The 25109-nt window shown below is 58.1% G+C and carries 20 protein-coding genes; 15 read left to right on the top strand and 5 right to left on the bottom strand.

What is annotated here, in order from left to right:
• Nucleotides 1-56: 56 nt before the first annotated feature.
• From htpG to ACQZ63_RS22695, 3 genes are all read right to left on the bottom strand, one after another.
• On the bottom strand, nucleotides 57-1949 hold the full coding sequence (gene htpG / locus ACQZ63_RS22705) for a molecular chaperone HtpG (protein WP_026330880.1): 1893 nt from the start codon (nucleotides 1947-1949) through the stop codon (nucleotides 57-59).
• 203 nt (nucleotides 1950-2152) lie between these two features.
• The gene (locus ACQZ63_RS22700) at nucleotides 2153-2371 is read right to left on the bottom strand and encodes a DUF4172 domain-containing protein (RefSeq protein WP_034502169.1); all 219 of its coding nucleotides are present in this window, start codon (nucleotides 2369-2371) and stop codon (nucleotides 2153-2155) included.
• Nucleotides 2372-2736: 365 nt separating this feature from the next.
• Nucleotides 2737-4989 carry a TonB-dependent receptor gene (locus tag ACQZ63_RS22695; protein ID WP_173998651.1) on the bottom strand — a complete coding sequence of 751 codons (2253 nt, stop codon included), beginning with the start codon at nucleotides 4987-4989 and terminating at the stop codon, nucleotides 2737-2739.
• A 161-nt stretch (nucleotides 4990-5150) separates the two neighbouring features.
• Here ACQZ63_RS22695 and rhrA point away from each other — a divergent pair, with 161 nt between their 5' ends.
• Nucleotides 5151-6110: a rhizobactin biosynthesis transcriptional regulator RhrA gene (rhrA, locus tag ACQZ63_RS22690; protein ID WP_173998653.1), complete on the top strand. Its 960-nt coding sequence runs from the start codon at nucleotides 5151-5153 to the stop codon at nucleotides 6108-6110.
• Between the two features lie 54 nt (nucleotides 6111-6164).
• Here rhrA and ACQZ63_RS22685 read toward each other — a convergent pair whose 3' ends face one another.
• The gene (locus ACQZ63_RS22685) at nucleotides 6165-7448 is read right to left on the bottom strand and encodes a RhtX/FptX family siderophore transporter (protein ID WP_173998655.1); all 1284 of its coding nucleotides are present in this window, start codon (nucleotides 7446-7448) and stop codon (nucleotides 6165-6167) included.
• Between the two features lie 342 nt (nucleotides 7449-7790).
• Nucleotides 7791-8729, bottom strand: coding sequence for an AraC family transcriptional regulator (locus ACQZ63_RS22680; RefSeq protein ID WP_013637579.1), 939 nt, complete (start codon nucleotides 8727-8729; stop codon nucleotides 7791-7793).
• A 135-nt stretch (nucleotides 8730-8864) separates the two neighbouring features.
• Between ACQZ63_RS22680 and ACQZ63_RS22675 the strand changes: the two genes are divergently transcribed.
• The 14 genes from ACQZ63_RS22675 (at nucleotide 8865) to hisN (ending at nucleotide 25104) form a co-directional block, all read left to right on the top strand.
• The gene (locus ACQZ63_RS22675; protein ID WP_448799402.1) at nucleotides 8865-10115 is read left to right on the top strand and encodes an ABC transporter substrate-binding protein; all 1251 of its coding nucleotides are present in this window, start codon (nucleotides 8865-8867) and stop codon (nucleotides 10113-10115) included.
• Nucleotides 10116-10182: 67 nt separating this feature from the next.
• Nucleotides 10183-11046, top strand: coding sequence for a carbohydrate ABC transporter permease (locus tag ACQZ63_RS22670; protein ID WP_003516941.1), 864 nt, complete (start codon nucleotides 10183-10185; stop codon nucleotides 11044-11046).
• Nucleotides 11043-11861, top strand: a complete 819-nt coding sequence (locus tag ACQZ63_RS22665; RefSeq protein ID WP_003516943.1) for a carbohydrate ABC transporter permease — start codon at nucleotides 11043-11045, stop codon at nucleotides 11859-11861. Before ACQZ63_RS22670 ends, ACQZ63_RS22665 begins: the two co-directional genes overlap by 4 nt.
• A gap of 7 nt (nucleotides 11862-11868) precedes the next feature.
• Complete coding sequence (locus ACQZ63_RS22660) at nucleotides 11869-12915, top strand: NAD(P)-dependent alcohol dehydrogenase (protein WP_035200777.1); 1047 nt, start codon at nucleotides 11869-11871, stop codon at nucleotides 12913-12915.
• Nucleotides 12915-13964, top strand: a complete 1050-nt coding sequence (locus ACQZ63_RS22655) for an ABC transporter ATP-binding protein (RefSeq protein ID WP_111802244.1) — start codon at nucleotides 12915-12917, stop codon at nucleotides 13962-13964. The genes ACQZ63_RS22660 and ACQZ63_RS22655 overlap by 1 nt, the downstream gene beginning before the upstream one ends.
• Before the next feature lie 917 nt (nucleotides 13965-14881).
• Complete coding sequence (locus ACQZ63_RS22650) at nucleotides 14882-16465, top strand: ABC transporter substrate-binding protein (RefSeq protein ID WP_173998657.1); 1584 nt, start codon at nucleotides 14882-14884, stop codon at nucleotides 16463-16465.
• A 71-nt stretch (nucleotides 16466-16536) separates the two neighbouring features.
• Nucleotides 16537-17517 (top strand): ABC transporter permease, encoded by a 981-nt coding sequence (locus ACQZ63_RS22645; RefSeq protein WP_013637573.1) that lies wholly within the window; start codon nucleotides 16537-16539, stop codon nucleotides 17515-17517.
• Entirely contained in the window at nucleotides 17517-18434 is a 918-nt protein-coding gene (locus ACQZ63_RS22640; protein ID WP_003516951.1) for an ABC transporter permease, read from the top strand. The genes ACQZ63_RS22645 and ACQZ63_RS22640 overlap by 1 nt, the downstream gene beginning before the upstream one ends.
• A complete protein-coding gene (locus ACQZ63_RS22635; protein ID WP_173998659.1) occupies nucleotides 18434-20269 on the top strand; it encodes a dipeptide ABC transporter ATP-binding protein in 1836 nt (611 codons plus the stop codon). Before ACQZ63_RS22640 ends, ACQZ63_RS22635 begins: the two co-directional genes overlap by 1 nt.
• Nucleotides 20270-20327: 58 nt before the next feature.
• Nucleotides 20328-21089 (top strand): DeoR/GlpR family DNA-binding transcription regulator, encoded by a 762-nt coding sequence (locus ACQZ63_RS22630; protein WP_003516955.1) that lies wholly within the window; start codon nucleotides 20328-20330, stop codon nucleotides 21087-21089.
• The gene (locus ACQZ63_RS22625; protein ID WP_003516956.1) at nucleotides 21082-22371 is read left to right on the top strand and encodes a Zn-dependent hydrolase; all 1290 of its coding nucleotides are present in this window, start codon (nucleotides 21082-21084) and stop codon (nucleotides 22369-22371) included. The genes ACQZ63_RS22630 and ACQZ63_RS22625 overlap by 8 nt, the downstream gene beginning before the upstream one ends.
• Complete coding sequence (locus ACQZ63_RS22620) at nucleotides 22368-23333, top strand: phosphotransferase (protein ID WP_236761972.1); 966 nt, start codon at nucleotides 22368-22370, stop codon at nucleotides 23331-23333. Before ACQZ63_RS22625 ends, ACQZ63_RS22620 begins: the two co-directional genes overlap by 4 nt.
• A 47-nt stretch (nucleotides 23334-23380) precedes the next feature.
• Entirely contained in the window at nucleotides 23381-24316 is a 936-nt protein-coding gene (locus ACQZ63_RS22615) for a choline/ethanolamine kinase family protein (protein WP_113292229.1), read from the top strand.
• On the top strand, nucleotides 24316-25104 hold the full coding sequence (hisN, locus tag ACQZ63_RS22610) for a histidinol-phosphatase (protein ID WP_113292228.1): 789 nt from the start codon (nucleotides 24316-24318) through the stop codon (nucleotides 25102-25104). The genes ACQZ63_RS22615 and hisN overlap by 1 nt, the downstream gene beginning before the upstream one ends.
• Nucleotides 25105-25109 lie beyond the last annotated feature (5 nt).

Here is a 25109-nt window from a genome sequence, read left to right as displayed (position 1 = left end):
CGTCCTCTTCGGCCGAGTGTTGGCAAGGCAGCCAAAGGCCGCCTCGCCAAGGCTTGTCACTTACCGGATCTCATCGCAAGGGCAAATAACCTGGCTTGCCGATCGGCGAACGCGCGCGGGTTGGCTGGTTTGTCCCCGTCAAGGATGCGGGCTTCGTCAAGCAAAAGCCACGCAGCATCCTCGCGAAACGCCTGATCGTCCATTGAAGCAATGTTTTTCACAAGTTCGCTCTGCCCATTGATCTCCAGGATCGGCTTCGACGTTGTTTGCAACCGCCCGGCGCCTTTCAGGAGTTTTTCGAGTTGGCGGTCGGGGCCATAATCCGACGCGACAAGGCAGACCGCACTTTCGGTCAACCGATCAGAAATACGCACGTCAGCGACCTCTTCACCAAGGGCGCTTCGCGCGAAATCGATGAAGGCTCCAACCTCGGGAGAAGCTTGCCGACCAGCCTCATCAGCGCCTCCCTCCCCGGCAACAGTGTTCAGATCGGCAAGACCTTGGGTGACAGATTTAAATGGCTTGCCTTCAAAATCTGGCACATTGGTCGGCCAAAAGTTATCGACACCATCTGTAAGCAGGAGGACTTCGATCCCTTTGGCCCGGAAACCCTCAAGGTGCGGCGACGATTTCAGCTGGTCCAAAGTGGAGCCGCTAATATAGTAGATCGCCGATTGTCCTTCCCTCATCGTGGCCAGGTAGTCAGCCAGGCTGCGTGTCGCCTCGCCCGATACGGTGCTGCGGAAGCGTGCCAGCTTCAGCAACTGTGAGCGCCGTTCGAAGTCCTCGTAGATGCCTTCCTTGAGAATAGCCCCGAACATATCCCAGAACTTGGCAAAGGTCTCGCCGTCGTGCTCGGCCATCTTCTCCAGCGCGGAAAGGATCCGGCTCGTCACGCCCTTTTTGATGGCCGCGAGGACCGGACTTTCCTGGATCATCTCGCGGGAGATGTTGAGCGGCAGATCCGAAGTATCAACGATGCCACGGACGAAGCGCAGATAGCGCGGTAGCAGTTCGGCATCATCGGTTATGAAGACGCGCTTCACATAGAGCTTCATCCGACCGTGTCGGTCCGGATCAAACACATCGAATGGCTGAGAACCGGGTATAAAGGCAAGAGTCGTATATTCGTGTCGGCCCTCAGCGCGGAAATGGACGTTACTCAGCGGCTCGTCGTACTGGCCTGAAACGCTCCGATAGAAATCGACATAATCCTGCTTGGATATTTCGTTCTTCTGCTTGATCCAGAGCGCTGCACCATCGGATACCTGTGAGGGCTCGGCACCCTCCTTCTCGACCAGACGGATAGGTACGGGGACGTGGCCGGACTGGTTTCGAATGATCTCCTCCACCGTCCATTTGCTCGTATATTTCTTTGCATCTTCCAAGAGATGTAACACGACGCGAGTACCGCGTGTCGGTGCTTGTCCCGGATCGACCGCAGCAATGTCATAGCTTCCTTTGCCGTCGGATGACCATTTCCAGGCCTCGTCCTTGCCGGCGCGGCGCGAGATTACTTCGACCCGGTGAGCGACCATGAACGATGAATAGAAGCCGACGCCGAACTGGCCGATCAGTTGCGCTTTCTCTCCAGCTTTGGCCGCCTCAAGCCGATCCATGAATGCTTTTGTCCCCGAGCGCGCGATCGTACCGAGCGCGTCGATCATCTCGTCGCGGTCCATGCCGATGCCGCTGTCTTCGACAACGAGTGTCTGCGCCTCTTCATTGAGCGTCACGAGAATTCCCGGCTGGATCCCATCGGCCGAGAGTTGCGGCTTGGAAATCGACTCATACCGCAGCTTTTCGCAGGCATCCGCCGCGTTCGAGATCAATTCGCGCAGGAATACATCTTTGTCCGAGTAGACCGAATGCACCATCATGTGCAGAAGTCGGCTGACATCGGCTTCGAATACGTGTTGCTCGGGCTGGCGCTCTTGTACGGTCGTCATTGATACCTCCATTGCACATAAATCGCCGGTCAAATGGTTTTTCCAGAGTCATATTTCAAGCGCTATCTACCGCTTGCGCCAGCGTTCCTGGATCGTCTTTCGACTAGATTGTTTCCGATTTTCAGTTTCCGTGAGCCTTTAAGATTGCGCCAACAACCTCCGCGCAAAATAGTGCTGCGAAAAAGATGACATTCGGTAGCTTTTTACCGGTAAGTCAGCAGAGATATAACCGTTACCGACCGAAACTCCGGCGCAATGATGACTGGACACTCACGCGGTCCATAAATTCCCCCCTCAACTTCTGAGGTCTTGACCGCTTCATCGCCCAGCAACTCGATACAACGTTGTTTGCTGTTGTCCTCGTTGAAATGGCGAACAGCACCGATAACCTCGCCGTCCCGGAGAACGGGCGCCTGCCCCATCCTATCGTTCCACATTGCAGATGCCGTAAAGTTGGGCCGCAAATTCGTCTTGAAGCCCTGCCCGGCCATTGTCCGACAGCGTCAGAAATCGAAGCGCGGGAGGCGGCTCCCAGACACTCGATGTCTGACGCATTGCCGACATGTCACCAACCGCGATCTTTCCACCACTGCGAGCCTTAGAAATATCGAAACTGCCGCTTATCCTTCAGCGCCCGCGCCCAGAACGCGCGCGCCCTCCCGATAAGCCCGCTGTTCCGCAGCCATGGAGATTGAAGGCACCATAGCAGGTCAGACCGGTCATTGCGCTGACCTGGCGGCGCGTGGCGGGAGTAAAGATCCCCGCCATATGCCGCCCTGATGATCCATCAGAAAACTTTCGTCAATGAAACGGCGAATGTGCGTCCGCGTCCCTTGTAGTCAAACACGGCTTCATTGGCCAAAGCACCATAAAGCGCGTTGGCGCGCGCGCCCCATATGGTTGTGTAATCCTTGTCGAACAGGTTCATCACGCCGAAGCGAAGCGTTGTGTCCTGCGCTTCGAAGCGATAGGCACCGGTTAGATCGAACAGGGTGTAACCATCAATCTTCCGGCTGTCGTCGTCGCTGAGATTGAAGGCATGTTGCCCGGCCAGCTTGATGTTGAAGTTATCTTTCGTCCAGCCAATATAACTGCCGAGCTTGGAAACACTGGCGGTACCGATGCTTTCCTTCTCCCAGTTACCGTCAGACTTGATTTCCGACTTCACCCAGTGACCGGATGCGCCAACATCAAACCCGTAATCCAGTGTCGCGCTGGCGCTGGCCTCCAGACCATAGACACGTCGCTCACGATCAACGACATCAACAGCCAGGGTCGTGCGGTTCAACTCGATGGATCGGTTGGAGAGCGAGTAATATGCCGCGGTCTGGAAGCTGAAGCTATCGTCATTGAAACGATAACCGGCTTCAAAAGAGTTGGTCTTGATCGCCTGGAGTGCGGAGTCGGCAACATTGACGCTGTCCAGGAGGACGTAACGGCCCCCGACAAGCCTATAGCTCCCGATCCCGTAGTATTTTGCCGGGTCAGGAAGCTCGAAACCCTGGCCGAAATTGGCATAGATTTGCTGCGTATCGGTCAGCTCATAGGTCGCGCCGGCGTTAAACAGAGCCGCATCGTAGCTGACTTCCCCCCCGGGAATGGGATCCACAGAGGAGCCGACCCGGTTGAGAACGGCGACCTGCTGTGCCGCGCCGGCGAAGCTCGATACGTCGGTGGTGACATATTGATAACGCACACCACCGTTGACCGTCAGCCGGTCCGTCGCCTCATAAGATCCCTGGATGAAACCGGCCAGGGTCGAGACATCGATATCGGGATAAAGCCCGGTAATGCCGCGTGTCCTGAAGTCCATCGCACCGGTCGTCGCGACTGTCAGGAAATCGAAGACGTTCTGTTTGGAACTCAGCGAATCCCGGTCGGCGTCGATGCCATATGTCACCTTAAGCCCGTCCAGCGGCTCCGAGATCATCGCTGCCTTCAGGCTATAGTAATCGGTATCCTGCGAGCTGCCGCCGAAATAGACGAAGGGGGAGAAAATCGCACTACCGGGAAACGGGTGGAACCGGATTTCTTCCCGCCGGAAACTGCCCTGCAGAAGCAGTTCCTGCCCCAGGAAATCATTGTCGGTGTAAGTCGCGTTTACCATGGTACGGCGCGTGCGGGGGTCGAAATCCGATCGGTATCCGTCCCGCGTTTCAACCAGGTTGGAATTGCGGATCCCGGCAAGGCCTGCGCCAAGATAAAGCCCGAACGGCGAATCCTGGGCGCTGTCATAAAACTGGCCGGACACCTCAAGGCGCCTGTCGTCATCGATCTGCAAACCGACAGTTCCCATGAAATCGATGCGCTTGTTGAATGCTGTGGAAGTCTGGGTAATATCGGGGGTGAGCATCGTGCCGGAGCCGTCGTAAAAGGCTCCCGTCTGGTTACCGGCGATGGAGAAACGTGCATCCCAGTTTTCGCTGTTATAGGTCACGGCACCTGCACCGTTGCGGTCAAGGTCACGGGTACGGCCAAAGCCACTGCCAAGGCCCGCCGTCACTTCACCGCGCAAACCGTCCGGCGCATCTTTCCCCTTCTTCGTGATGATGTTGATGACACCACCCGTTGCATTGCCGCCGTAGATTGCCGTCGCGCCAGACAGAACCTCGACACGCTCGACATTGAACGGATCGATTGAATCGAATTGGCGGCTCAGGGAGCGCGCCGAGTTCATCGAAACACCATCGATGAGAATGAGGGCCGTGCGTCCCCGCAAGTTCTGGCCATAGGCTGTGCGCGCACCTTCGCTGGCGGGGTCGAAACTTGGAACTCTCTCAGCAAGAATCTGCTGAAGCGACTTGCCTGAACGGGCTTCGGCCTCGATGGCCTGTGCATCAACGACATAAATCGTTCGCGCCGTCCGCGAGATTTGCTGGGGTATACGGTTGCCACTTACAACGATCGGCTCCAGCACCGTAGAACCGTTGTCTGACTGCGCGTTCTGAGACGTATCCTGCGCCTGAACGGCGTCGTTGCCGCCCCCGATTGCGACGACGATAGCCACAAGACTAACGCCGACATTCCACTTTCCGATCATGTCGCCCCCAATGCGCAAAAAATATCTTCCAAGTCGTCCCTCGGAAAATACAAGACTGTTTTGATCATGTTTTATGCGCTATGAAACCGCCGGGCTTGGATGGGAACGAACCCGATTTGGATAGATGCGAACATCAACAGCAAAGACAGGTTTGATTTTTCATGGAAGTTGTCCGCCCCCTGAAACTTGGAACCCTCTCGCTACCTGATCCAGAAAGCAGACTGGTCTGCCGCACAATCCTTCTGGACATGTTGGGAGAAGCAACAATCACCGTTGAAGATGGTGATCTGGCGGGTGTCACCGGCCTTGTCTGGAAACACGAAAACCTTTCTCTCGCAACCGTTTACCTGCCCAAAACACCCTTGCGGCTGACAGCTCATGGGATCGGCAGGCCTGATATCGCGATGTTGCGTGCAACTGACGGAACCTTAATTGTCCATCATCGCAAGCACACTTTCGAACTGGAACCCCGTGATGTCATCATCCTTCCCACGGATATGGCATCGGAAATTATTTTGCCGGAAGGCGGGCGCCTCGACTGCGCCCATCTTCCCCATGCCGCCCTCACCCTTGCACGAAAGTCGATCGACCGGATCTTGTTGCGGCCCTTTTCAGCAGAATGCCTGCCATTGCAGTTGTTGACCCACTATGCAGGATATCTTCTTCAACAGGACCATCAGGACAAAGAGCATGCCACCATGATGGTGGCGCACTTCTACTCCCTGCTTCCCGTTCTCGCCCGATATGGGAACGAGGTTGCGCCTTCGGCAGTTCCGCAAAACCGCATTGAAGCGATCAAGGCGATGGTTGAGGAAAATCTTGCCGACGGTGCGTTTTCGATAGCTGATGTGGCACGCACCGAAGGCATCACACCGCGCGCGATCCAGAAACTTTTCAGTCGGACAGGCACGACCTTTTCGCGCTACGTGCTGGAGCGGCGGCTGGTGCTCGCCAAGAGCCTGATTCTTGCCGAGAACACCGCAACTCCGATCAGCCAGATCGTCTACAGCGTCGGTTTTAACGACCTGTCATATTTCAATCGCACCTTCCGCAGTCGCTACGGAATACGCCCGACAGACCTGCGCCGCATGACGGCGCCTGACGAGGCAAAAAACCTGTGAGGAATTAAGCCGTCTCGTGACACCGCTGGAAAGCGTCACTCCGGCCGCTTGTCATCATCGCCGTAGCGACGCGCCTGAACCGCGTCCGATCCTTCCAAGGAACCAGACGGAAAGTCCCATTCCGACAAGCGAAAGAACTGTTGCCGTCGAAAACAGCGCGGAATAACCCATCCGGTCGGCAACCAGGCCGGCTGCGGATGCACCAACCATGTAGACGACCAGTTCGGCACAGGTGAGAATGGTAAAATCCGTTCCTGGCTGATCGTCCGAAGAGTTCTTCATGAAGAATGAATAGATGGCGACCAGCTCCATGTAGCGGATCAGCGTCTGGAATGCCGAGGCCGACATCGCCACCCACATGCCGGGCCAGACGCCGGACGCATTCAGGGTGAAGGCGAGGAAGCACAAGCTTCTGAGGCCACCCAGCAGGATGAGCGTTGTCGTCAGGCCAACCTTGCGGATAATGGAGGCAGCGATACCCACGCCGATCAGGCCCGCAGTTGCCGCCGCTCCGCCAGAGAGGTAACCGATCCAGTCAGCCGGGACCTTGCTGTCAACCAGATAGGTGCCTTCCATCCCGCGCACGAGACCTTCGCTCGCCCGGTATGTCAGCGCAAATCCGAAGATCAGCCAGGCACTCGGACGGCGGAAGAAACCAGCAAGGCTTGCGCGCTTTTTTTCTTTGCCAACCGTGGGCGCTTCCGGCTGCATCGCCAGGGCTGCAAGAAGGGGCAGCAACGACAGCGCGGCTACCAGCAGTATCATCGTGCGCCATCCAGCGACATGAAACACCACCAGTGCCGCCGTCCCGCCAACGATTACGCCCAGCGCTACGGCACCCGCCTGCACGGCATTCCCCAGCGAGCGCGTCTTGTCGGTCAGGCATCTTACGGCGTAGCCGTCGGTTGCAATATCCTGGATTGAGGAGACAAGCGTGATCGATATGCAGATTGCAAAAAGGACCGTGGCATCGCTCGGATCCACCAGCGTCATGGAAGCGATACCGGCGCTGACGAGAAGCTGGGTCGGCACAACCCAGCCGCGGCGATGGCCAAGCTTGGGTAACGGAGACCATCGATCCACCAACGGTGCGACCGCAAATTTCAGGATGAGCGGCAGCATCAGCAACGAAAACAGCCCGATAGACGTGCGCGATGCCCCACTCTCGCGCATGATCGGCGGCAGGGCCACCAAAAGCAGATACGTCGGTATCCCCTGAGCGAGGTAAAGACCGCCCAGCACATACATCAACCGCCGCTCGAACGTCGAAGTCGAAGTCGAAACGGTGTCGCCAGGAATCGCGTCGTCGATTTGGGCCATTGCAAGAACCGAATTCATGAGCCCGGAACACCACAGACCCAGGTAAGGTTTTCAGCGCTTCAAACGCCGGTCTGTCCCGGAGCGTAAACAGGAGTATTTTTTAATCGTCTTTATCTCACCGGCAAGCAAATGCTTGGATATGGGCGAACCCGAATAGGACAATTGCGAACAGCCGCTCGATGCGACAGAGCTGAAGCAACAAATGCAGCGGCCGGCTGCCACCCCCTCGCAAGACTGGTTCAGGGAAATGGAGATGCCAGTTTTGTTGTGAGCGAAGAGGCCGACATATCGAAGCGGCGGGGATACGATAAAAACCGATTGCAGCCCCAGGGATCGATGATATCTCGGCGCGACCACCCATTAAATGGACTTAACCGGCACTCCTCCAATGACGGACTTGGCTCTTATGCGCGCGGCCTTTCGGTAGGCCCGGGGCGTGAGTCCCATCTCCATCCGGAAATAGCGATTGAAGTTCGACAGGTTGTTGAAGCCCGCCTCGAAACAGATATCGGTGATCGATATTTCGGTCTCCGCGAGAAGGGTTCTTGCTCGCCAGACGCGGACGGATCGGCTGTAGTCAGAAAAGTTCATGCCGGTTAGACGCCGAAAGGCACGCGAGAAGGCGGACGGCTCGAAACCAACCATCGCAGCCACTTCATGCATCTGCGCACCAGGATCCGATTGCAGGATCTGGATTGCCTGGTCGATCCGTCGGTGCCTGCGGTCCGACACCTGGTTATAGACCGCTATGAAGTGTTCGCTGGCGAGCAACCTCTTTTCGGTGGCCGCTTCGATTGCCTCCAGTATCTCTAAAAACAGCCCGAGCCCACCACGGTGTCCCACCGCGTGAAGCTCGAGAATCTTCGCTCCAATCAAGAGCGCGTCGGCGCCCAGAACCTCGATCCCCCGTTGGGCCAGAGGCTTCAGCCGGTGGAGCACTTCGAACTCAGGGCATACTGCGCGAATACCGATCAGGGCATCCGCGTCGAATTGCAGGACCATGTCTCGGCCTGGCAAAGCCGGTGCACCGGGTGTGATCCAGTTGTGCGGCAGATTTGTCCCGGTGAGCACCAGATGCCCGGGCCGAAACGGGCCGATATAGTCCCCCACATAAGCAAATCCTGAAGCGTCAGGGATGAAGTGAATCTCCCATTCGGGATGATAGTTCCAGATGCAGATCGGATTGGGATAGTCGTCCCTCCGGATCAGATAGGAAGCGCCTCCGGGTAAGACGATCTGCTCGCGCGTGGCGGTGAAAGTCTCAGAGACTGTTTGAGGAAAGTCTGATGCAATAGGCATTCAATTGCTCATGTTACAGCGCACAAATGTCAATATAATACTAGTTCTGTGACGGAGGCAAACTAGTACGCGCCCGTCGCTTGCGTAAATGTGGGCTGGTCGATGGCAAGGGAGTTGCCATTCAGGGAGGACATCATGACACTCAACGCTCTCCGCGCCGGTTGCGCGGTTATCGCCATATTTGCCGCATCCAGCGCTTTTGCCGCCGCACAATGCACCAGCGACGTGCGTGTCCTGGCGCAGCCGCGCGACGGACTGACCCTTCTCGAAAAATATGTCGATGAGTTCGAAGAGCTCTCCGGCGCAGGCTTCGAGATCAGTTATCTCAACGAGAACGATCGCCGCGCGAAGTCGCAGGCCGACGCCTCGACGGTCGGAAGCTTCAACGTGTATTATGTTGATGAAGCCAATCTGGCGCTTTTTGCCTCGTCTGGCTGGATCGTCCCGCTTGATGGCTTTTATCCATCCGAATACGACTACAAAGACTTTGACGCCGGTATGCGCGCAGCTGCGACCTATGACGGCAAAGAGTGGTTTGCACCGGTGCAGGGTGGCGGCGACCTGATGGTCTACCGTACCGACCTCCTGGAAAAGGCAGGCATCGCGCCGCCGAAGACCTGGGACGAATATTTCGCAGCCGTGCAGAAGCTGCATGATCCGGCCAACGGCGTCTACGGCACTGCGCTTCGCGGACAGCGCGGTTCAGGCGCCAACGTCTGGCGCTGGATGCCGTTCTTCAAAGCAAACGGCGGCGAGTGGTTCAAGGACGGCAAGCCGGCCTTCAATTCGGATGCCGCGGTAAAGGCGACAGAGACCTATCTCGAGCTCTTCAAATATTCGGCGCCGGGCACTCAGACCGGCTCTTGGGACGGGTCCACCGGCGCCTTCCGCTCCGGCAAGGTGGCGATCATCATCGAATCCGCACCCCTTGGCGGCATGTCCGTCGACAAGGCACAGAGCCAGGTTGCAGACAAGGTTGCGTTCTCCGTTCCGCCGTCGCCGCTGCCTGGGGCTGGCTACGCCCATGGTTTTGCAATCGCGTCCAAGGCCAACAAGACAGATGAGGAAAAGGCCTGTGCCGGTCTCTTTGTTGCCTGGGCAACATCCAAGGAACAGGAAGCCCGCCGCCTCGCCGCCGGCCAGCCGGGCGAGTTGACACGCACAAGCACCTATCAGAGCCCGGAATACGCCAAGACCTTTGGCCAGAACCTTGCCGACGCCATGGCGGCGACCGGTCAAAAGACCACCGTCACCTTCTGGCAGGATCCGCGCTGGCAGGAATTGGGCAACCAGTGGGGCATCATGCTGGAAGAGCTGATCACCGGTAGCCGCACTGACATCAAGGCGACGCTGAACGACCTAGAAGCCTTCGCAGCCAAACTCTGACGCCTCCCAAGCCGTCTGACGGGCGCGTCTGATGACGCGCCCCCTTTTCCCAATCCGAGGATCTGCCATGCGCCGAGGCCGCTCGCTGCCTTACGTCTTTCTTGGGCCCAGTTTGGGTATCCTGATCATTCTGGCGCTCGTGCCGACGATCTACGCTATCAATATATCCCTGCAGAACCGGACCCTTTCGGCACCCGATGCAGACTATGTCTGGTTAGCCAATTATCTGGCGCTGTTTTCGGATGCCCGTTTCCTGAACGCGCTCTGGGTATCTTTCAAGTGGGAGGTTATCAGCGTCTCGTTGACCATGGTGACGGGGGTTGCGCTCGGGATTGCCATGTTCGAGGCAGCGAGCCCCCGTATGCGCAACGTCCTCTGCGTGCTCTTCATCATTCCCGTTCTCCTGCCACGCGTGTGCGCCGCTTTTGTGTGGAAGTTCGCCTTTCATCCGCTCTACGGCGCGCTGACCTGGCCGGTCAGGGAGCTCACCGGCATCACGCCCGACATTCTGTCGACGCCGCTCGGCGCCCTCCTTGCTGTTGCTTTCGTCGACGTCTGGCAATGGGGCTTGTTCTTTTCAGTGATCATCTTGAAGCTTCTCGAATCCCTGCCGCCGCAGCCGCTGGAAGCCGCACGCATAGATCGGGCGACCCGCTTCGAAATCCATCGTTTCGTGACCTTGCCGATGCTGAAAGCACCCTTGATCAGTCTGCTGCTGGTCAAGGCGATCGAGAGTCTTCGCTCCTTCGACCTCGTTTACGTCATGACGCGCGGCGGTCCCGGCATCTCAACCGAGACGCTTGACATGTATGCCTATTCCCAAGGCTTCATAGAAGCTGGCAAGATCTCCTATGCGTCCTCCATGGCCGTCATCATGATGGTCCTGACCATCGTCACCTTTACCTTTACCTGGAAGAGGCTGAACCGATGAAGATATCCACCTTTCTGCTCAGGCTTTTGTTGGTTCTTGCCGCTGCACTTGTCGTGCTGCCACTCCTATGGACCCTGCTAAACGCCTTCAAGACCAATGCCGATCTGCTGGTGTCAACGCCAAAGCTTATCTTCCAGCCTGTCTTCGACAATATGAGTTATGTGCTCAATCGCCGCTCGGTGGCGCGCGCACTTACCAATTCGTTGATCATCTGCTCGAGTGCGGTCGTGCTTGGCGCCGTGCTCGGTGTACCGGCGGCCTATGTGATTGCCCGGTTCAAGAACCGGATCACGGCGGAGGCGCAGTTCTTCGTTCTGTCGCTGCGCTTTCTGCCGCCCGTCGCGATCGCTATTCCCATGCTGGTCATCTGGCTCGGTCTTGATCTCTATGACACCCGGCTATCGCTGATCGTGACCTATCTCATTGTGACAGCCTCGATCACCATCTGGCTTTCCGTGCCGGCTTTCGAGCGTGTCAGCCTTCACGTTGAAGAAGCTGCCCGGGTGGATGGGCTTGGCCCTTATGCGACCTTCTTCCGCATCGCCCTGCCGATTGCCCGTTTCCAGGTCTTCGGCGCCATTGCCTTCTCCTTCGTCCTTGTCTGGAACGAGTTCCTGCTTGCCATGATGCTCACGACCTCGAAGGCAAAGACCCTGCCGATCATCGCGTCCGAGATGTCGCAGCTCGGCATGAATGTGCCCTGGGGAATTCTGAACGCCGCCGTCGTCCTGTTGTCGCTGCCACCGCTGATCCTGCTCGGAGTGCTTGCCGGTGGCCTCAACGCCGCATTTTCCAAGAAAACTGACCAAGGTTGACTGACCCATGAAAGCACTTGTCCTCGAACATGTCGGCGAACTTTCCCTGCGCGATATCGAAATTCCTCAAGAGTTGGGGCCGGATGACGTTCGCATTCGTATCCATACTGTTGGCGTCTGCGGCAGCGACGTACACTATTACACCCATGGTCGCATCGGTGACTTCGTCGTGAACGCGCCCATGGTTCTCGGCCACGAGGCAGCAGGAACCGTCACCGAGACCGGCGCCAACGTCACCCATCTGAAGCCCGGCGACCGCGTCTGCATGGAACCGGGCATCCCCGATCCGAAATCGCGTGCGTCGCGGCTCGGCCTCTACAATGTTGATCCTGCCGTGACATTCTGGGCAACGCCGCCGGTGCACGGCGTCTTGTGCCCGGAGACAGTCCATCCGGCAAGCTTCACATACAAGCTGCCTGACAATGTCTCCTTCGCCGAAGGCGCGATGGTTGAACCATTTGCCGTGGGCATGCAGGCGGCCGCCCGGGCGAAGATCACGCCCGGCGATACGGCGGTTGTTACAGGCTGCGGAACCATCGGCATCATGGTGGCACTGGCTGCCCTTGCCGGCGGCTGCTCGCGAGTGCTGATCTCGGACATTTCCGCAACAAAACTTAAACTGGCCGAAAGTTATGGCGGCATCACTGGTATCAACCTCAAGGAGGTCGATGTCATTGAGACCGTCAACGAGGCGACAGAAGGCTGGGGAGCCGATATCGTCTTTGAATGCTCCGGCGCACCGGCCGCGGTCCGTGATCTCTTCAAGGTCGTGCGCCCGGGCGGAACAGTCGTTATCGTCGGTCTGCCGCCCGAACCCGTCGCGGTAGACCTTGCGGCGGCCTGCTTCCGCGAATGCCGTATTGAAACGGTTTTCCGCTACGCCAACGTGTTTGACCGTGCACTGGCGCTGATCGCCGCAGGCAAGGTCGACCTGAAGCCATTGGTTTCCGGCACCTATGCCTTTGATCAATCGATCAAGGCCTTCGAAAGGGCGGCCGAAGGCCGGCCAGAGGACGTAAAGCTGCAGATCGTCGTGGACGGGGAGACGAAGTGATGGCCACTGTTGAGTGCCGGGGGATCAGGAAAGTCTATGGTTCGCTTGAGGTCATGCGGGATTTTGACCTGAAGATCGACAACCACGAATTCGTCGTCTTTCTCGGCCCGTCAGGCTGCGGAAAATCCACCATGCTGCGGATGATTGCCGGGCTTGAAGAGATTTCAGGCGGGGATCTGCTCATCGGTGGCGAGCGGATGAACGATCGCGATCCGGGTGACCGGGGCATCGCGATGGTGTTCCAGAACTACGCGCTTTACCCCCATATGAGTGTGCGGGACAATATCACGTTCGGTCTCGAAAGGGCCGGAATAGGAAAAGCCGCGATCGATCAGCGCCTGGCGCCTGTGGTCGACGCGCTCGGTCTTGGCGTCTATCTTGCGCGCAAGCCGACGGAACTGTCCGGCGGACAGCAGCAGCGTGTGGCCATCGCCCGCGCCATGATCAAGACCCCGGAGGTCTTCCTGTTTGACGAACCGCTTTCAAACCTTGATGCCAAGCTGCGCGGCAGCCTGCGGGTCGAGATCGCGCGCCTCCACCGCGACCTGAAAACGACAAGCATATATGTCACTCACGACCAACTCGAAGCCATGACGCTTGCCGACCGTATTGTCCTGATGAAGGACGGCCGTATTGAGCAGATGGGCACGCCCGAAGAAATTTATCAGGCGCCTCGGACAGTGTTTGCTGCCGGCTTCATAGGCACACCGAACATGAACTTCCTTCAGTTGCAGATGACACAGGAGTGGCTCGGCGACAATCTTGTCAGGTTTACAGCTCCGGCAGGCCTACGCTCGGGTGAGGTTACCGTTGGAATTCGGCCCGGATCATTTCGTATAAACCACGATGCTCAAGCCTTTCGCGGCACCGTCGAGCGGAACGAGTTCCACGGTGAGACACGTCTGATCTGCCTGAAAAACGACCGCCACGAGATCAATATTTCTGTTCCTGCGGACATAAGACCCGCCATCGGCGAGGTGCTTGGTGTTGAAGTGGCATCGTCCGACCTACACGTGTTTGATCCCGGCACGGGACTGAGGTTGATTTAGACCCACTTAGGTGGGACCTTCAATCACGTCGCGCAGGGCAACTGGACGCCTGCAATCTAACTGGCTTCCGGCAGGTGGCCGGTGATCTGAGCCGCAAAACGACCTTCGATCCTGGTAGGGTCGGTTACCCTGAAGAGACGGGCAACGCCAGGCATTCTCGGACGAGCAGTTCATCGGGATATTGAAAGAGCAGGATAGCGGCTGATATCAGCCGTAAACACGCAATATGCAGGCTGCTATTTATGACCGAACCGTTGCCATACCGAGCGGCCTTACCAGTGAGGTCGGCAAGCATGGCCTAAACCTCTCGGGCGGTGAAAGACAGCCAATTGCCATGGCAAGAACCTTCTTCTGGTCCTGCTCTTATTTTCCTTACTGAGGCCAGGCCAGCGTGAAACGACGGAATCGACAGCCCCTGCCGGCGACGTCACTATAACCGCGATCACCCATCGTAGAGCATTAATCACTATGAAGGATGAAGTGATCAACTGAGGCGGCAGAGAGATGAGACCGCAGCAAAAATGCGGGCGGGCATGCACGAAATGGATCGGCGGATGTACTGCCCGCTGTTGATGTATTCACGCCATCAAAAGAGCAAACGAAATATTCAGTTGAACTCTCGTGAGAGTTTCAATCCGGCGGCGCTTGCAATCATCGTCGCTGTCCGTTTCGGACACAATTTGACAACGGATCAGCATCCCCCGATTCAACGGCAGAAATGACCCCGTAATTTTAGCGATCCGGCTGGTCGCTTAAATCTTTCTCATTCGACCAATAAATGGTCAGATCCCACAAATTGCATCAAACCGAAAGCGCGATTCTCGCAGGAAATCGAGATTGGCACGCTGTTTGCTTGTGACTGATTTGACCGTTTTGACTGATTTGACGGTTTATTCAAAATAGAAAAGGGGAACTCGATGGGTTCAGAATTCAGTCGTCGTCGCTTCCTGCAAGGATCCGCGGGCGCAGCCGTCGTCGCTGGCTACATGCAGATCAATCCTGACTTCTTCATCTCGCCGGCCTTCGCACAGGCCGGCAAGACCATGACGTTCCTGTCGGCCGAAAACATCACCGGCAACTGGGACCCGACCGCTCATACGACACTTTCTCAGAAGAATATCGAAGGTTTCGTCATGGGCTTTCTTACCCGCACGCCGATGAAACTCGACGATCCCGGCGCGGTCGTCTACGAACTGGCCACCGACATCAAGCTGCTTGACCCGCACCGGCTACAGATCAAGCTGCGCGAAGGCATCGTCTTCCATGATGGCAAGCCGTTCAAGGCGGAAGACGTCAAGGCAACCTTCGAATACGGCTCCAGGGCAGATCGTCCGGCGCAGTGGTATCCCGGCCCGACCGAGACGCTGACGATCGAAACACCGGACGATTACACCGTCATCGTGGACACATCCAAGGGCGGCTATCCGGCCCATCTCTTCGTCTTTCTTGCGTCGTTCCTGCCGATCATGTCGGCCAAGGACGTCGCCGGCGGCCCCGGCGGCCCGCTCTCCCAGCGGCTCAACGGCACCGGTCCTTTCAAATTCGTCGAACAGCGCGGCAACGACACCGTGATGCAGGCCTATGACGGCTACTTCAAGGGCAAGCCGGCCATCCCCGGCATCAACTTCACCTTCACCGGCGACTCCACCACCCGTATGTTGTCGCTGATGAACGGCCAGGCTTCGATCGTTGAACGTCTGGAGCCTGAACAGGTTGACACGATCAAGGACAATCCGGCGATTTTCATCAACAAGGTCGTTTCCGTCGAGAACAAGTATCTTTGGTTCCGCTGCTCGAAACCGCCTTTCGACGATCCGCGTATCCGTCTTGCCGCCTGCCATTCGATCGATCGCGACATGATCATGGAACTGATGGGCTCGGCCGGCCATGCCTCGTCGAACTTCGTCTCGCCGGTCAAATTCGGCTATGTCGATCTGGCGAACTACCCGAAATTCGACCCCGAGAAGGCCCAGGCTCTGCTCGCCGAAGCCGGTTTCCCAAACGGCAAGGGCCTGCCGCCACTTGAATACATCACGTCCGTCGGCTTCTATCCGAAGACCAAGGAATATGGCGAGATGCTGACCGCCATGCTGCAGGAGCAGGGATTTAACGTCAGCCTGACCGTGCTTGAACCTGCGGCCTGGAACGAGCAACTGTATCATCGCCCCGGTGGCGGCCCGGGCCATATGGTCGATTGCGGCTGGTCGACAGCGTCTCCGGAACCGGATCTGGTCCTGCGCACCCATTTCCATTCCACTTCGCACCGCATCTGCGGCATCGAGGACAAGGAGATCGATGCCAGCCTCGACAAGGAACGTTCGGCACCAACGCTGGAAGAGCGCAAGAAGATCCTTCAGGAAGAGACCATGCCTCTCATCACCGCCAAGATGCCGGCACTCTCGCTGTTCACATCCGTGATGATCCACGCAATGCAGAAGGACTTTGAGGGCATGTACATCTATCCCGACGGGTCGATCGATGCCGCCAAACCTGCTGCCTGACCGTGATCAGCCACACGCCGCGATCAGGCGGCGTGTGGACTTGCCCGTGACTTCTCGAGCGGAGTGACTGAATGTTTGCCGTGAACTTCCTGATGCGACGCCTCATGCAGGGCGCCATCATCATATTCCTTGTGTCCTTGCTGATCTTTACCCTCTTGCGGGTGGTGCCGGGTGACCCGGTACGCCTTATGGCGGGCGGCATGGCGCCCGAAGCACTGATCGAAAAGATCGCAACCGACATGGGCCTTCGCGATCCCATACTGGTGCAATTCGGTCGCTACATGGGCGGTGTGGTTCGTGGCGATCTTGGCCAGTCCTTCGTGCGCCCGGCAAACGGCGCCTCGACCGGTGGCGCGACATTCAACGACTCAACTCGAGGCGAACGAGCAAAGGTCTTCGACCTGATTTTCGATGCACTTCCAATGACGCTTCAACTGGCGGCCGTGACGCTGGTGATTGCACTGATCTTCTCGGCAATCATCGGCATTGCCGGCGGGCTTGCGATCGGCAGATGGCCAGACAAGCTTGCCTTCTACATCTCATCGATATTCATCTCGCTGCCAAATTTCTGGCTTGGCATCGTTCTGGCATTGCTTTTCTCGGTGAAGCTCGGATGGCTTCCTGCCATTGGCTATCAGGGCTTTGCCTACACAATCCTGCCGGCAATCGTGCTGGCGGTCGAATTGTCTCCGGTGCTGATCCGCACGCTGGTCAGTTCCGTATCCAGCCAGATGATGGAGCCCTATGTGGCAGTCGGACGCGTACGTGGCCTGAGCCGTTCGCGGATCATCTCCAACCATGCCCTGCGCAACGCCTCGGTGCCGCTTCTCAACCTGCTCGGTGTGCAATTCTCCAGCCTGCTCGGCGGGGTCATCATCGTCGAATATATCTTCGATTATCCCGGACTCGGCCTTCTGACCATCAATGCCGTGCTGCAGCGCGACTTTCCGTTGATCCAGGGTATCGCGATCGTCACGAGCGCCATTTTTGTACTGATCAACATTGTCGTCGATCTCGTCGCAACAACCATCGATCCGAGGCTTGAATACTGATGTCCATCACATCCGCACTCGACACCCCGATCATTTCGAAAATGGCAAGCCGCTCGATTGCGCGCCGCATATTCGATCGCGCCGCATCGACGCCCGGTTTTCGCATTGGCCTTGCGATCTTCCTGCTGCTTGCGATTGCCGCCGCACTTTATCCGGAAATCAGTGGCGTCGACCCGACCAAGATGGATGTGAAGGCCCGCCTTCTGCCGCCACTTTTCTTCGGCGACAACTGGAGCTGGGGCCACCCGCTTGGCACCGATCAGATTGGCCGCGACATGCTGGTGAGGTCGCTTGTCGGCCTGCGTTACTCCTTCCTGATCGGGATTGCATCGGTTGCAGTGACACTCATCATCGGCTGTGCCCTCGGCACGATCGCCGGTTACTTCGGCGGTCGTATCGACATGCTGATCATGCGTCTGACCGATGCGCAGCTGTCTATCCCGATGATCATTCTGGCGATCGCCGTTCTTGGCGTGTCGCGCCCGACAATTCCGGCCATCGTCCTGGTGCTTGGTCTCTCAAGCTGGCCGGTCTATGCGCGCATCATGCGCAGCATTGTGATGACGGAAAGGCAGCGGGAATATGTGCGCGCTGCCAAACTTGGGGGCTCGACCGATTTCCGCATTATCGTCAGCCTGCTTCTGCCGCTGCTCCTGCCGCCGGTGATCTTCACCTCGGTGCTTGATGTGGCGCGCATGATGATCTTTGAATCGACACTCGGCTTCCTCGGCCTGGGTGTCCAGCCGCCGACCCCGACCTTCGGCAATATCATTGCCGATGGCCGAAAGTATCTTCTGAACGCCTGGTGGATCGCTACCATGCCCGGCATTTTCCTCGGCCTCACTTTAACCAGCATCAATCTCATAGGCGCTTCGCTGGAACGGGCCCGCAACACCATTCATGGAGGGTCCGAGTGATGATCAAGCCGCTTCTTGAGCTGAAAAACCTCACCGTTAATGCCGGTCGCTCGGACAAGGCGAAGATTATTCTGGACAATATCTCCTTCAGCCTCGCGCCGCGAGAGATCGTCGGTGTGGTCGGGGCCAGCGGAGCCGGCAAGACGGTGCTTTCCAAGGCAGTCGTCAACTGGCTGGAACCGCCGCTTTCCGTGCGTTCCGGCAGCGTCCTCTTCGAAGGCAAGGATATTTACGGCATCTCCGAGAACGAGATGCGTACCCTGCGCCGCCGGGTCGCCTATGTCGGCGCCAATCCGATGGGTGCACTCGATCCGACGCTGCCGGTCGGCGTCCAGATCGTCGAGAAGCTGCGTGCGGTCGTTCCAGGAACCTCGCGGAAAGAGGCGGAAAAGCGCACGATCGAGCTTCTGGAGGCCGTCCGCATTCCCTCGGCCCGCAGCCGTTTCAGCGACTATCCTTCGCAGTTTTCCGGCGGCATGATGCAGCGCGCACTGATCGTTGATGCGTTGGTGACGAACCCGGCGCTGCTGATTGCAGATAATGTCACCCAGCCGCTCGACGTTACCGTCGCAGCCCAGGTCATCCGTCTGATGAAGGAACTGACCGACGGTTTCAATACCGCTGTGCTGTTCGTCTCCTCCTCGCTTCCCGTTGCCCGCGAAGCCTGCAACAGGATTTTGGTGATGGAGAAAGGTCGCATCGTCGAGGAACAGGAAACCGAAAGGCTGATCGCCGCCCCTGCATATGCCTATACGAAAGAGCTTGTAGAACAGACGCCGAAGATCTGGATCGAAAAGACCGAGATGCCGCGTCTCAACGACAAACGCGACGTTGTCTTGAGCCTGCGCGATGCCTCACAGGTCTACAGGGTAAAGAAGAAGACCGGCTTCGGTGGCTTCAACCATGTGCGTGCGGTTCGCAACGTCACCTTCGATGTCCGGCGCGGCGACAGTTTCGCGATCGTCGGTGAATCCGGTTGTGGCAAGTCGACGCTGATGCGGCTTCTGAGCAGGCTGGAACTGCCGAGCTCCGGCCAGGTTCTGTGCGGTGCCGACGATATCGCCATGCTCGGTGGCAAAGACCTTCTGACCTTCCGCAAGAAGCTGCAAATGGTACTTCAGGATCCGTTCGGTTCCCTGCCGCCACGCACATCGGTCGGGAAGATGCTGGAGGGCCCGCTTCGCACGCACGGATGGAAGGACAGTGCCAAAATTCGTGAGCGGGTTCTCAAGGTCATGGGCGAAGTCGGCCTCTCCGCCGATCTCTACGAGGAATTGCCGATCGGCCTGAGTGCCGGCCAGCGCCAGCGCATCAATGTTGCCCGTGCGCTGGTTTTGGAGCCTGAAATACTGATCATGGACGAAACGCTTTCTGCCCTGGACCAGACAGAACAGTTCAAGCTTCTCGATCTTTTCCAGAAGCTGCAGAAGGAATACGACCTCACTTACATCTTCATCTCCCACGACCTTGCGATGGTCCGCAAGGTCTGCAACCGTGTGGCGGTAATGTATCTCGGCGAGGTCTTCGAACTGGCTGATAACGAGCGGTTGTTCTTCGATCCCGGACATCCGTACACAATGGCGTTGCTCAGCGCGATGCCGACACTTGAAGAACGCCGCTACAAGGCGGAAAACTGCCTTCTGGAAGGTGAACCGCCAAGCCCGATCGATATTCCTCCAGGTTGCAGCTTCAAGTCGCGCTGTCCGCGTGCGATGGAGAGATGCGGCAGCCTGCAGCCCGCGCTTACCGCGCGTGGCAGCCAGGATTTCGCCGCCTGTCATCTCATCCAGCCATTGGCTCTCGATGACGCAACCCGTCAAATGGCTTTAGCCTGACCATGGTTGCGGCGCCACAGACGGGGCCGCAACGATCACTAGAATCCAGGGTGCATTCATGAGTTTCACCGAACATCGCCTCAAGCTTATCCTCGACATGCTGAAGCAAACCCAGCGCGTCAATGTGAGGGAGCTTGCCGATTATCTGCAGGTCAGCCAGGAGTCGATCCGGCGCGACCTCAAGGAACTTGAGATGCGCGGTTATGCCCGCCGCGTCTATGGCGGCGCGGTCCTTGACCAGCAGGAAAGCGATCAGCCGTTTACCGACCGACTGCGTGTCAGCTCACGCGAGAAAGCCAAGATCGGCGAGGCCGCAGCGTCGCTGGTCGAGGACGGCATGAAGGTGTTCATCGATACCGGCACCACAACGATTGCCTGCCTGAAACATATCGAGACGCGCAGGGACTTGACCGTTGTCAGCAATTCGCTGGCGGTCGCAGCCCACTTCTTCAATCTGCCGCAGGCAAGTGTGCGCGTTCTTGGCGGTCGCATGCGCCCAGATTATCAGGCGACATACGGCCATGAGACCGTGGCCGCGCTGAAGGAGCATTTCTTCGATCTCGCGATCATCGCCATCAGCGCCATTCACGCCGAACGCGGGTTCATGGATTTCGGCGAGGACGAGGCGATCCTGCGCCGCGTCGCCAAGGCCCAGGCAAAACGTTCGATCATTGTTGCCGACAGTTCCAAGTTTGGTCGCCTCGGCTCCATCCACACATTCGGCCTCAGCGAAATCGACGCGGTGGTGACCAGCGGCGTCATCGCGCGGGAATTTTCAGATCAATTCAATCAATCCAAAGTGGAAATCATACATGCCTGACGTCTCCTCCTCCCCTGTCCCGATCAATGCCGAGCGGCTCCAGATGCTGATGGAGACCCTCTCCACTTTTGGCGGCGGCCCCGATGGCTCGATGACCCGCCTGACGCTTTCCAGGGAAGACGGAATGGCGCGCGACTGGCTGGGGCACTGGTTTGCCGAAAACGGCTTCGAGCAGGCCGTGGACTCGATCGGCAACCAGTTCGGCAAGATGACCTTGGCGGGCGCAAATGCGCCCGTCGTCATGGTCGGCTCCCATATCGACAGCCAGCCGAACGGCGGCCGGTTCGACGGAGCGCTTGGAGTCGTAGCCGCCTGCGAGGCGGTTTTGTCCGTCAGCGAACGTCTCAAGGCGGAAGGCAGGTTGTCCGCCTGCAACTTCCAGATCGTCAACTGGACCAATGAGGAAGGCGCCCGTTTCCAGCCGAGCCTGCTCGGCAGCAGCGTGTTTACCGGCGCCATTGACCTGGAATGGGCGCTGGAACGGGCCGACGGCGATGGCATTACGGTGCGCCAGTCGCTGGACGAGATCGGTTATGCTGGCAAGGAAAAGGTGGAAATTCCCGACGCATTGATCGAGCTGCATATAGAAGGTGACACGACGCTCAGCCGCGCCGGGGAGCGGTTCGGTATCTTCACGCGGTTCTGGGGCGCGACAAAATATCGCCTCGCCTTCCATGGACGCCAGGCACATACCGGCGCAACCCCGATGGCCGATCGCAAGGATGCGCTGCTTGCTGCTGCCTATCTGATCGCCGATCTCAAGCAGATATCGACCGAACACGGGCTGGACCTGCATACGTCGGTTGGCCGCCTGGAAGTCTTCCCCAATTCACCCAATGTCGTGCCGGCCGAAGCCGTGCTGTTCATCGAGCTGCGCTCGGGATCGCCAGACGTCCTGACGGAGGCGGAACGCAAGATGAAGATCAAGATCGAGGAAGCGGCGATGAAAGCCGGCGTCACCTCGGAGGTCCGCTCCATTGACCGCCGCAAGGCGGGAAGGTTCGCGCCGGGCCTGGTAACGCTTGCGCAAAGTGCTGCGGCGCATCTCGGCCAGAGCGCCCGTCACCTCGATACGATCGGCGGCCATGATGCCGTTGCCGTTTCCGATGTCTGCCCGGCGGTGGTGCTGGCGGTTCAGAGCCGTGACGGCGTCATCCACCACCCAACCGAGTATACCTCGCCTGAAGACCAGGCTCTTGGCACGCAGATAGTGGCGGACATGCTTTACAAGATCGCCTGCGAAGGTTTGAAAGTTGTCGAACTCAGCGAGGCTGCCGAATGAAGAGATCGGGCTCTCCTCAATCACCGATGGAAGCCCGCGCGGAGAAGGCGCTTTCAGTCTTTTCCGCAGTGATTGGCGACACCCCTTCCTATGCGCCGGCGACGGCAGCTGTCGCATCGCCGTCCTATCATGCCGTCGAATCCTGCGGTTTCGTGGTCGCGCCGACAGACGGGGAGGCACGTTATTTCCTGCGTCTCGGTGCCGATGAGGTAACCGATCTCGTGGATGCCGAGACCGCAAATGCTGCGGCACACCGTTTTCACAGCCTTGGTCTTTCGCCAGAGCCGATTGGTTACGATGCCGGGACGGCCAGCATGCTGATTGCCCGACTTGGCGACGGCTGGCGAGCGGCAAGGATCGACGATCTGATGCAGCCGAAAACTGTTGCCCGCCTGATCGAGATGCAGACGACGATCGCAGGGGGTGTTTCCACCGGCCGAACATGGTCAGTCTTCGACGGCATCGATCAGCTGTGGGCGATCGTGAGTGCCGATGCCACCAGCCTGCCCGGCGATGTCGAATGGATGCTCTCCTGGATGACGCCGATCCGCGAGGCAGTTTCAGCGGCCGGCGTGGACCTGAAACCGGCCCATGGTGATCCGCAGGCTTCGAATGTCATGCTGGGCCCAGACGGGAAAATGCAGCTCGTGGACTTCGACATGGCCGCCGACATCGACCCCTACTACCAGCTCGGCGTTCAGATGAACGAACTCTACCAGTTCGAAAGCCAGATGAGGCCCTTGCTGGAAATGCACGATGGAGGTTTCAGCGAAAGAAACTTCAACCGCTGCCGTGTCTATGCGGCGGCAGACGACCTCTACTGGGCGTTGCGCAGCCTCGTACTGGAGCTTCGTTCGCCGCCGCGGGGTGTCGAATTCCTGAAATATGCCGGCTGGCGGTTCCTGCGTTGCCGAATGCTGCTCGGCCAGCCGGATTTCGAGGCCAGGCTGAGAGCGCTCTAGGCATACGAGAACGATAACGGGCTAGAAACAATAACGGGAACAAGCCTATGAATGAACTGGGAATGGCACGATCCGATGCCGAACGGGCAGTTGAGGCTGCAATCATCCAGGTACCACCTTGGGAAGGACGGAGGCTGCGCTACAGTCCGGTTTCCGGCGGAATCAGCAACACCAATTTCCGCATCGAGGTCGAAGGCGAAGAGCGTGGGTATTTTCTAAAGATTCCCGGCCGCGGCACCGAGATGTTCATCGATCGCAAGGCCGCCGCTGCCGCCAGCAAGCAGGCGGAAGTGATCGGAATCGGCCCGAAGACATTCGACTATCTCGATCACCTCGACATCGAAATCGCCGAGTTCATCGACGGTCGCCGCGCCTCGACACATAGGGATTTTGCAGACCCGGCGATCCGCAACGAAGCGGTGCGCGTCTACCGGCAGTTTCACGATGCCCCTGCCCTGCCGCTGACCAAAAACGTCTTCGACATGATCGAGGAACATTTCGACCAAGTGCGCCAGCTTGACGGCCACTGGCCGCTCGACCACGACTGGCTCTTGCGCAACTACAGACAGGCGCGCGCCGCGCTTGAGGCATCCGGGCTCGATCTGGTTCCCTGTTTCAACGACCCGATGCCGGGCAATTTCCTGATCGGTGACGACAAGTCGATCAAGCTGATCGATTTCGAATATGCGTCGAATAATGAGAGGCTCTACGATCTCGCGATCTGGAGTGGCGAGATGTTCTATTCCGAGGCGACCGACTGCGAGATAATCGAGGAGTATTTCGGTCGTTACGACAAGGCGCATCACGCTCGCTTCATCGTCCACAAGGCACTCGCCGACATCAAGTGGAGCACCTGGGCGATGGTACAAAACCGGATATCGACCCTCGATTTCGACTTTTACAAGTACGGAATCTGGAAGCATATGCGCGCCCGCTCGATCATCCACGACCCCCGTTGGCCCCTGTTCCTGAAAGCCCTTTGATGCCAGTCACCGATATCAGCCCGCAAGAAGCTGCGACCTATATCACCTTCGCCGCGGAACTTGCCGACGCCGCGCGTCCGCTGGCGCTCTCCTATTTCCGGACCCCGCTCGACGTGATCTCAAAACTCGACGATAGCCCGGTGACAATCGCCGACCGGACGATCGAAAAACATCTCCGCGAGATGATCGAGGCGCGTTTTCCCGATCACGGCATCCATGGTGAGGAGTTCGGCGTAAAGGCAGGTAACGCCTTTACATGGGTGCTGGACCCGATCGACGGCACCAAGAGCTTCATCACCGGTTTCCCGCTGTTTGGTACGCTTGTCTCACTGACATTTCAGGAAAAGCCATTCTGTGGTCTGATCGATATTCCAGCCACCGGCGAACGCTGGCAGGGCCGGCCGGGAGAGACACTCTTTGCTGGCAAGCCGGCCCACGCCAGCGGCTGCGAAAACCTCTCCAGCGCCCGTTTTTATACGACTTCGCCGGATATGTTCGTGGACATCGAAGCTGAAAGCTTCGAGCGTCTCTCCCGCAAAGCCAGGCTGCGGCGTTTCGGTGGAGACTGCTACATCTATGGTCTGATCGCTTCCGGCCATTGCGACATCGCTCTCGAGACGGGACTTAAACCTTACGACTACATGGCTCTCGTGCCCGTTGTGACGGGTGCCGGCGGATGCATTACGGACTGGCGGGGAAATGCGCTTTCGATCCATTCCGACGGACGGGTTCTGGCGTCGGCCACCCCGAGACTTCATGACGAAGCCCTGGCCCTCCTCAACCGGTGACGTGA

This window comes from Agrobacterium sp. CG160-95 (genome assembly GCF_053521725.1).
The sequence above is the reverse complement of the archived record's forward strand: the minus strand, read 5'-3'. Positions and strand labels throughout refer to the sequence as shown.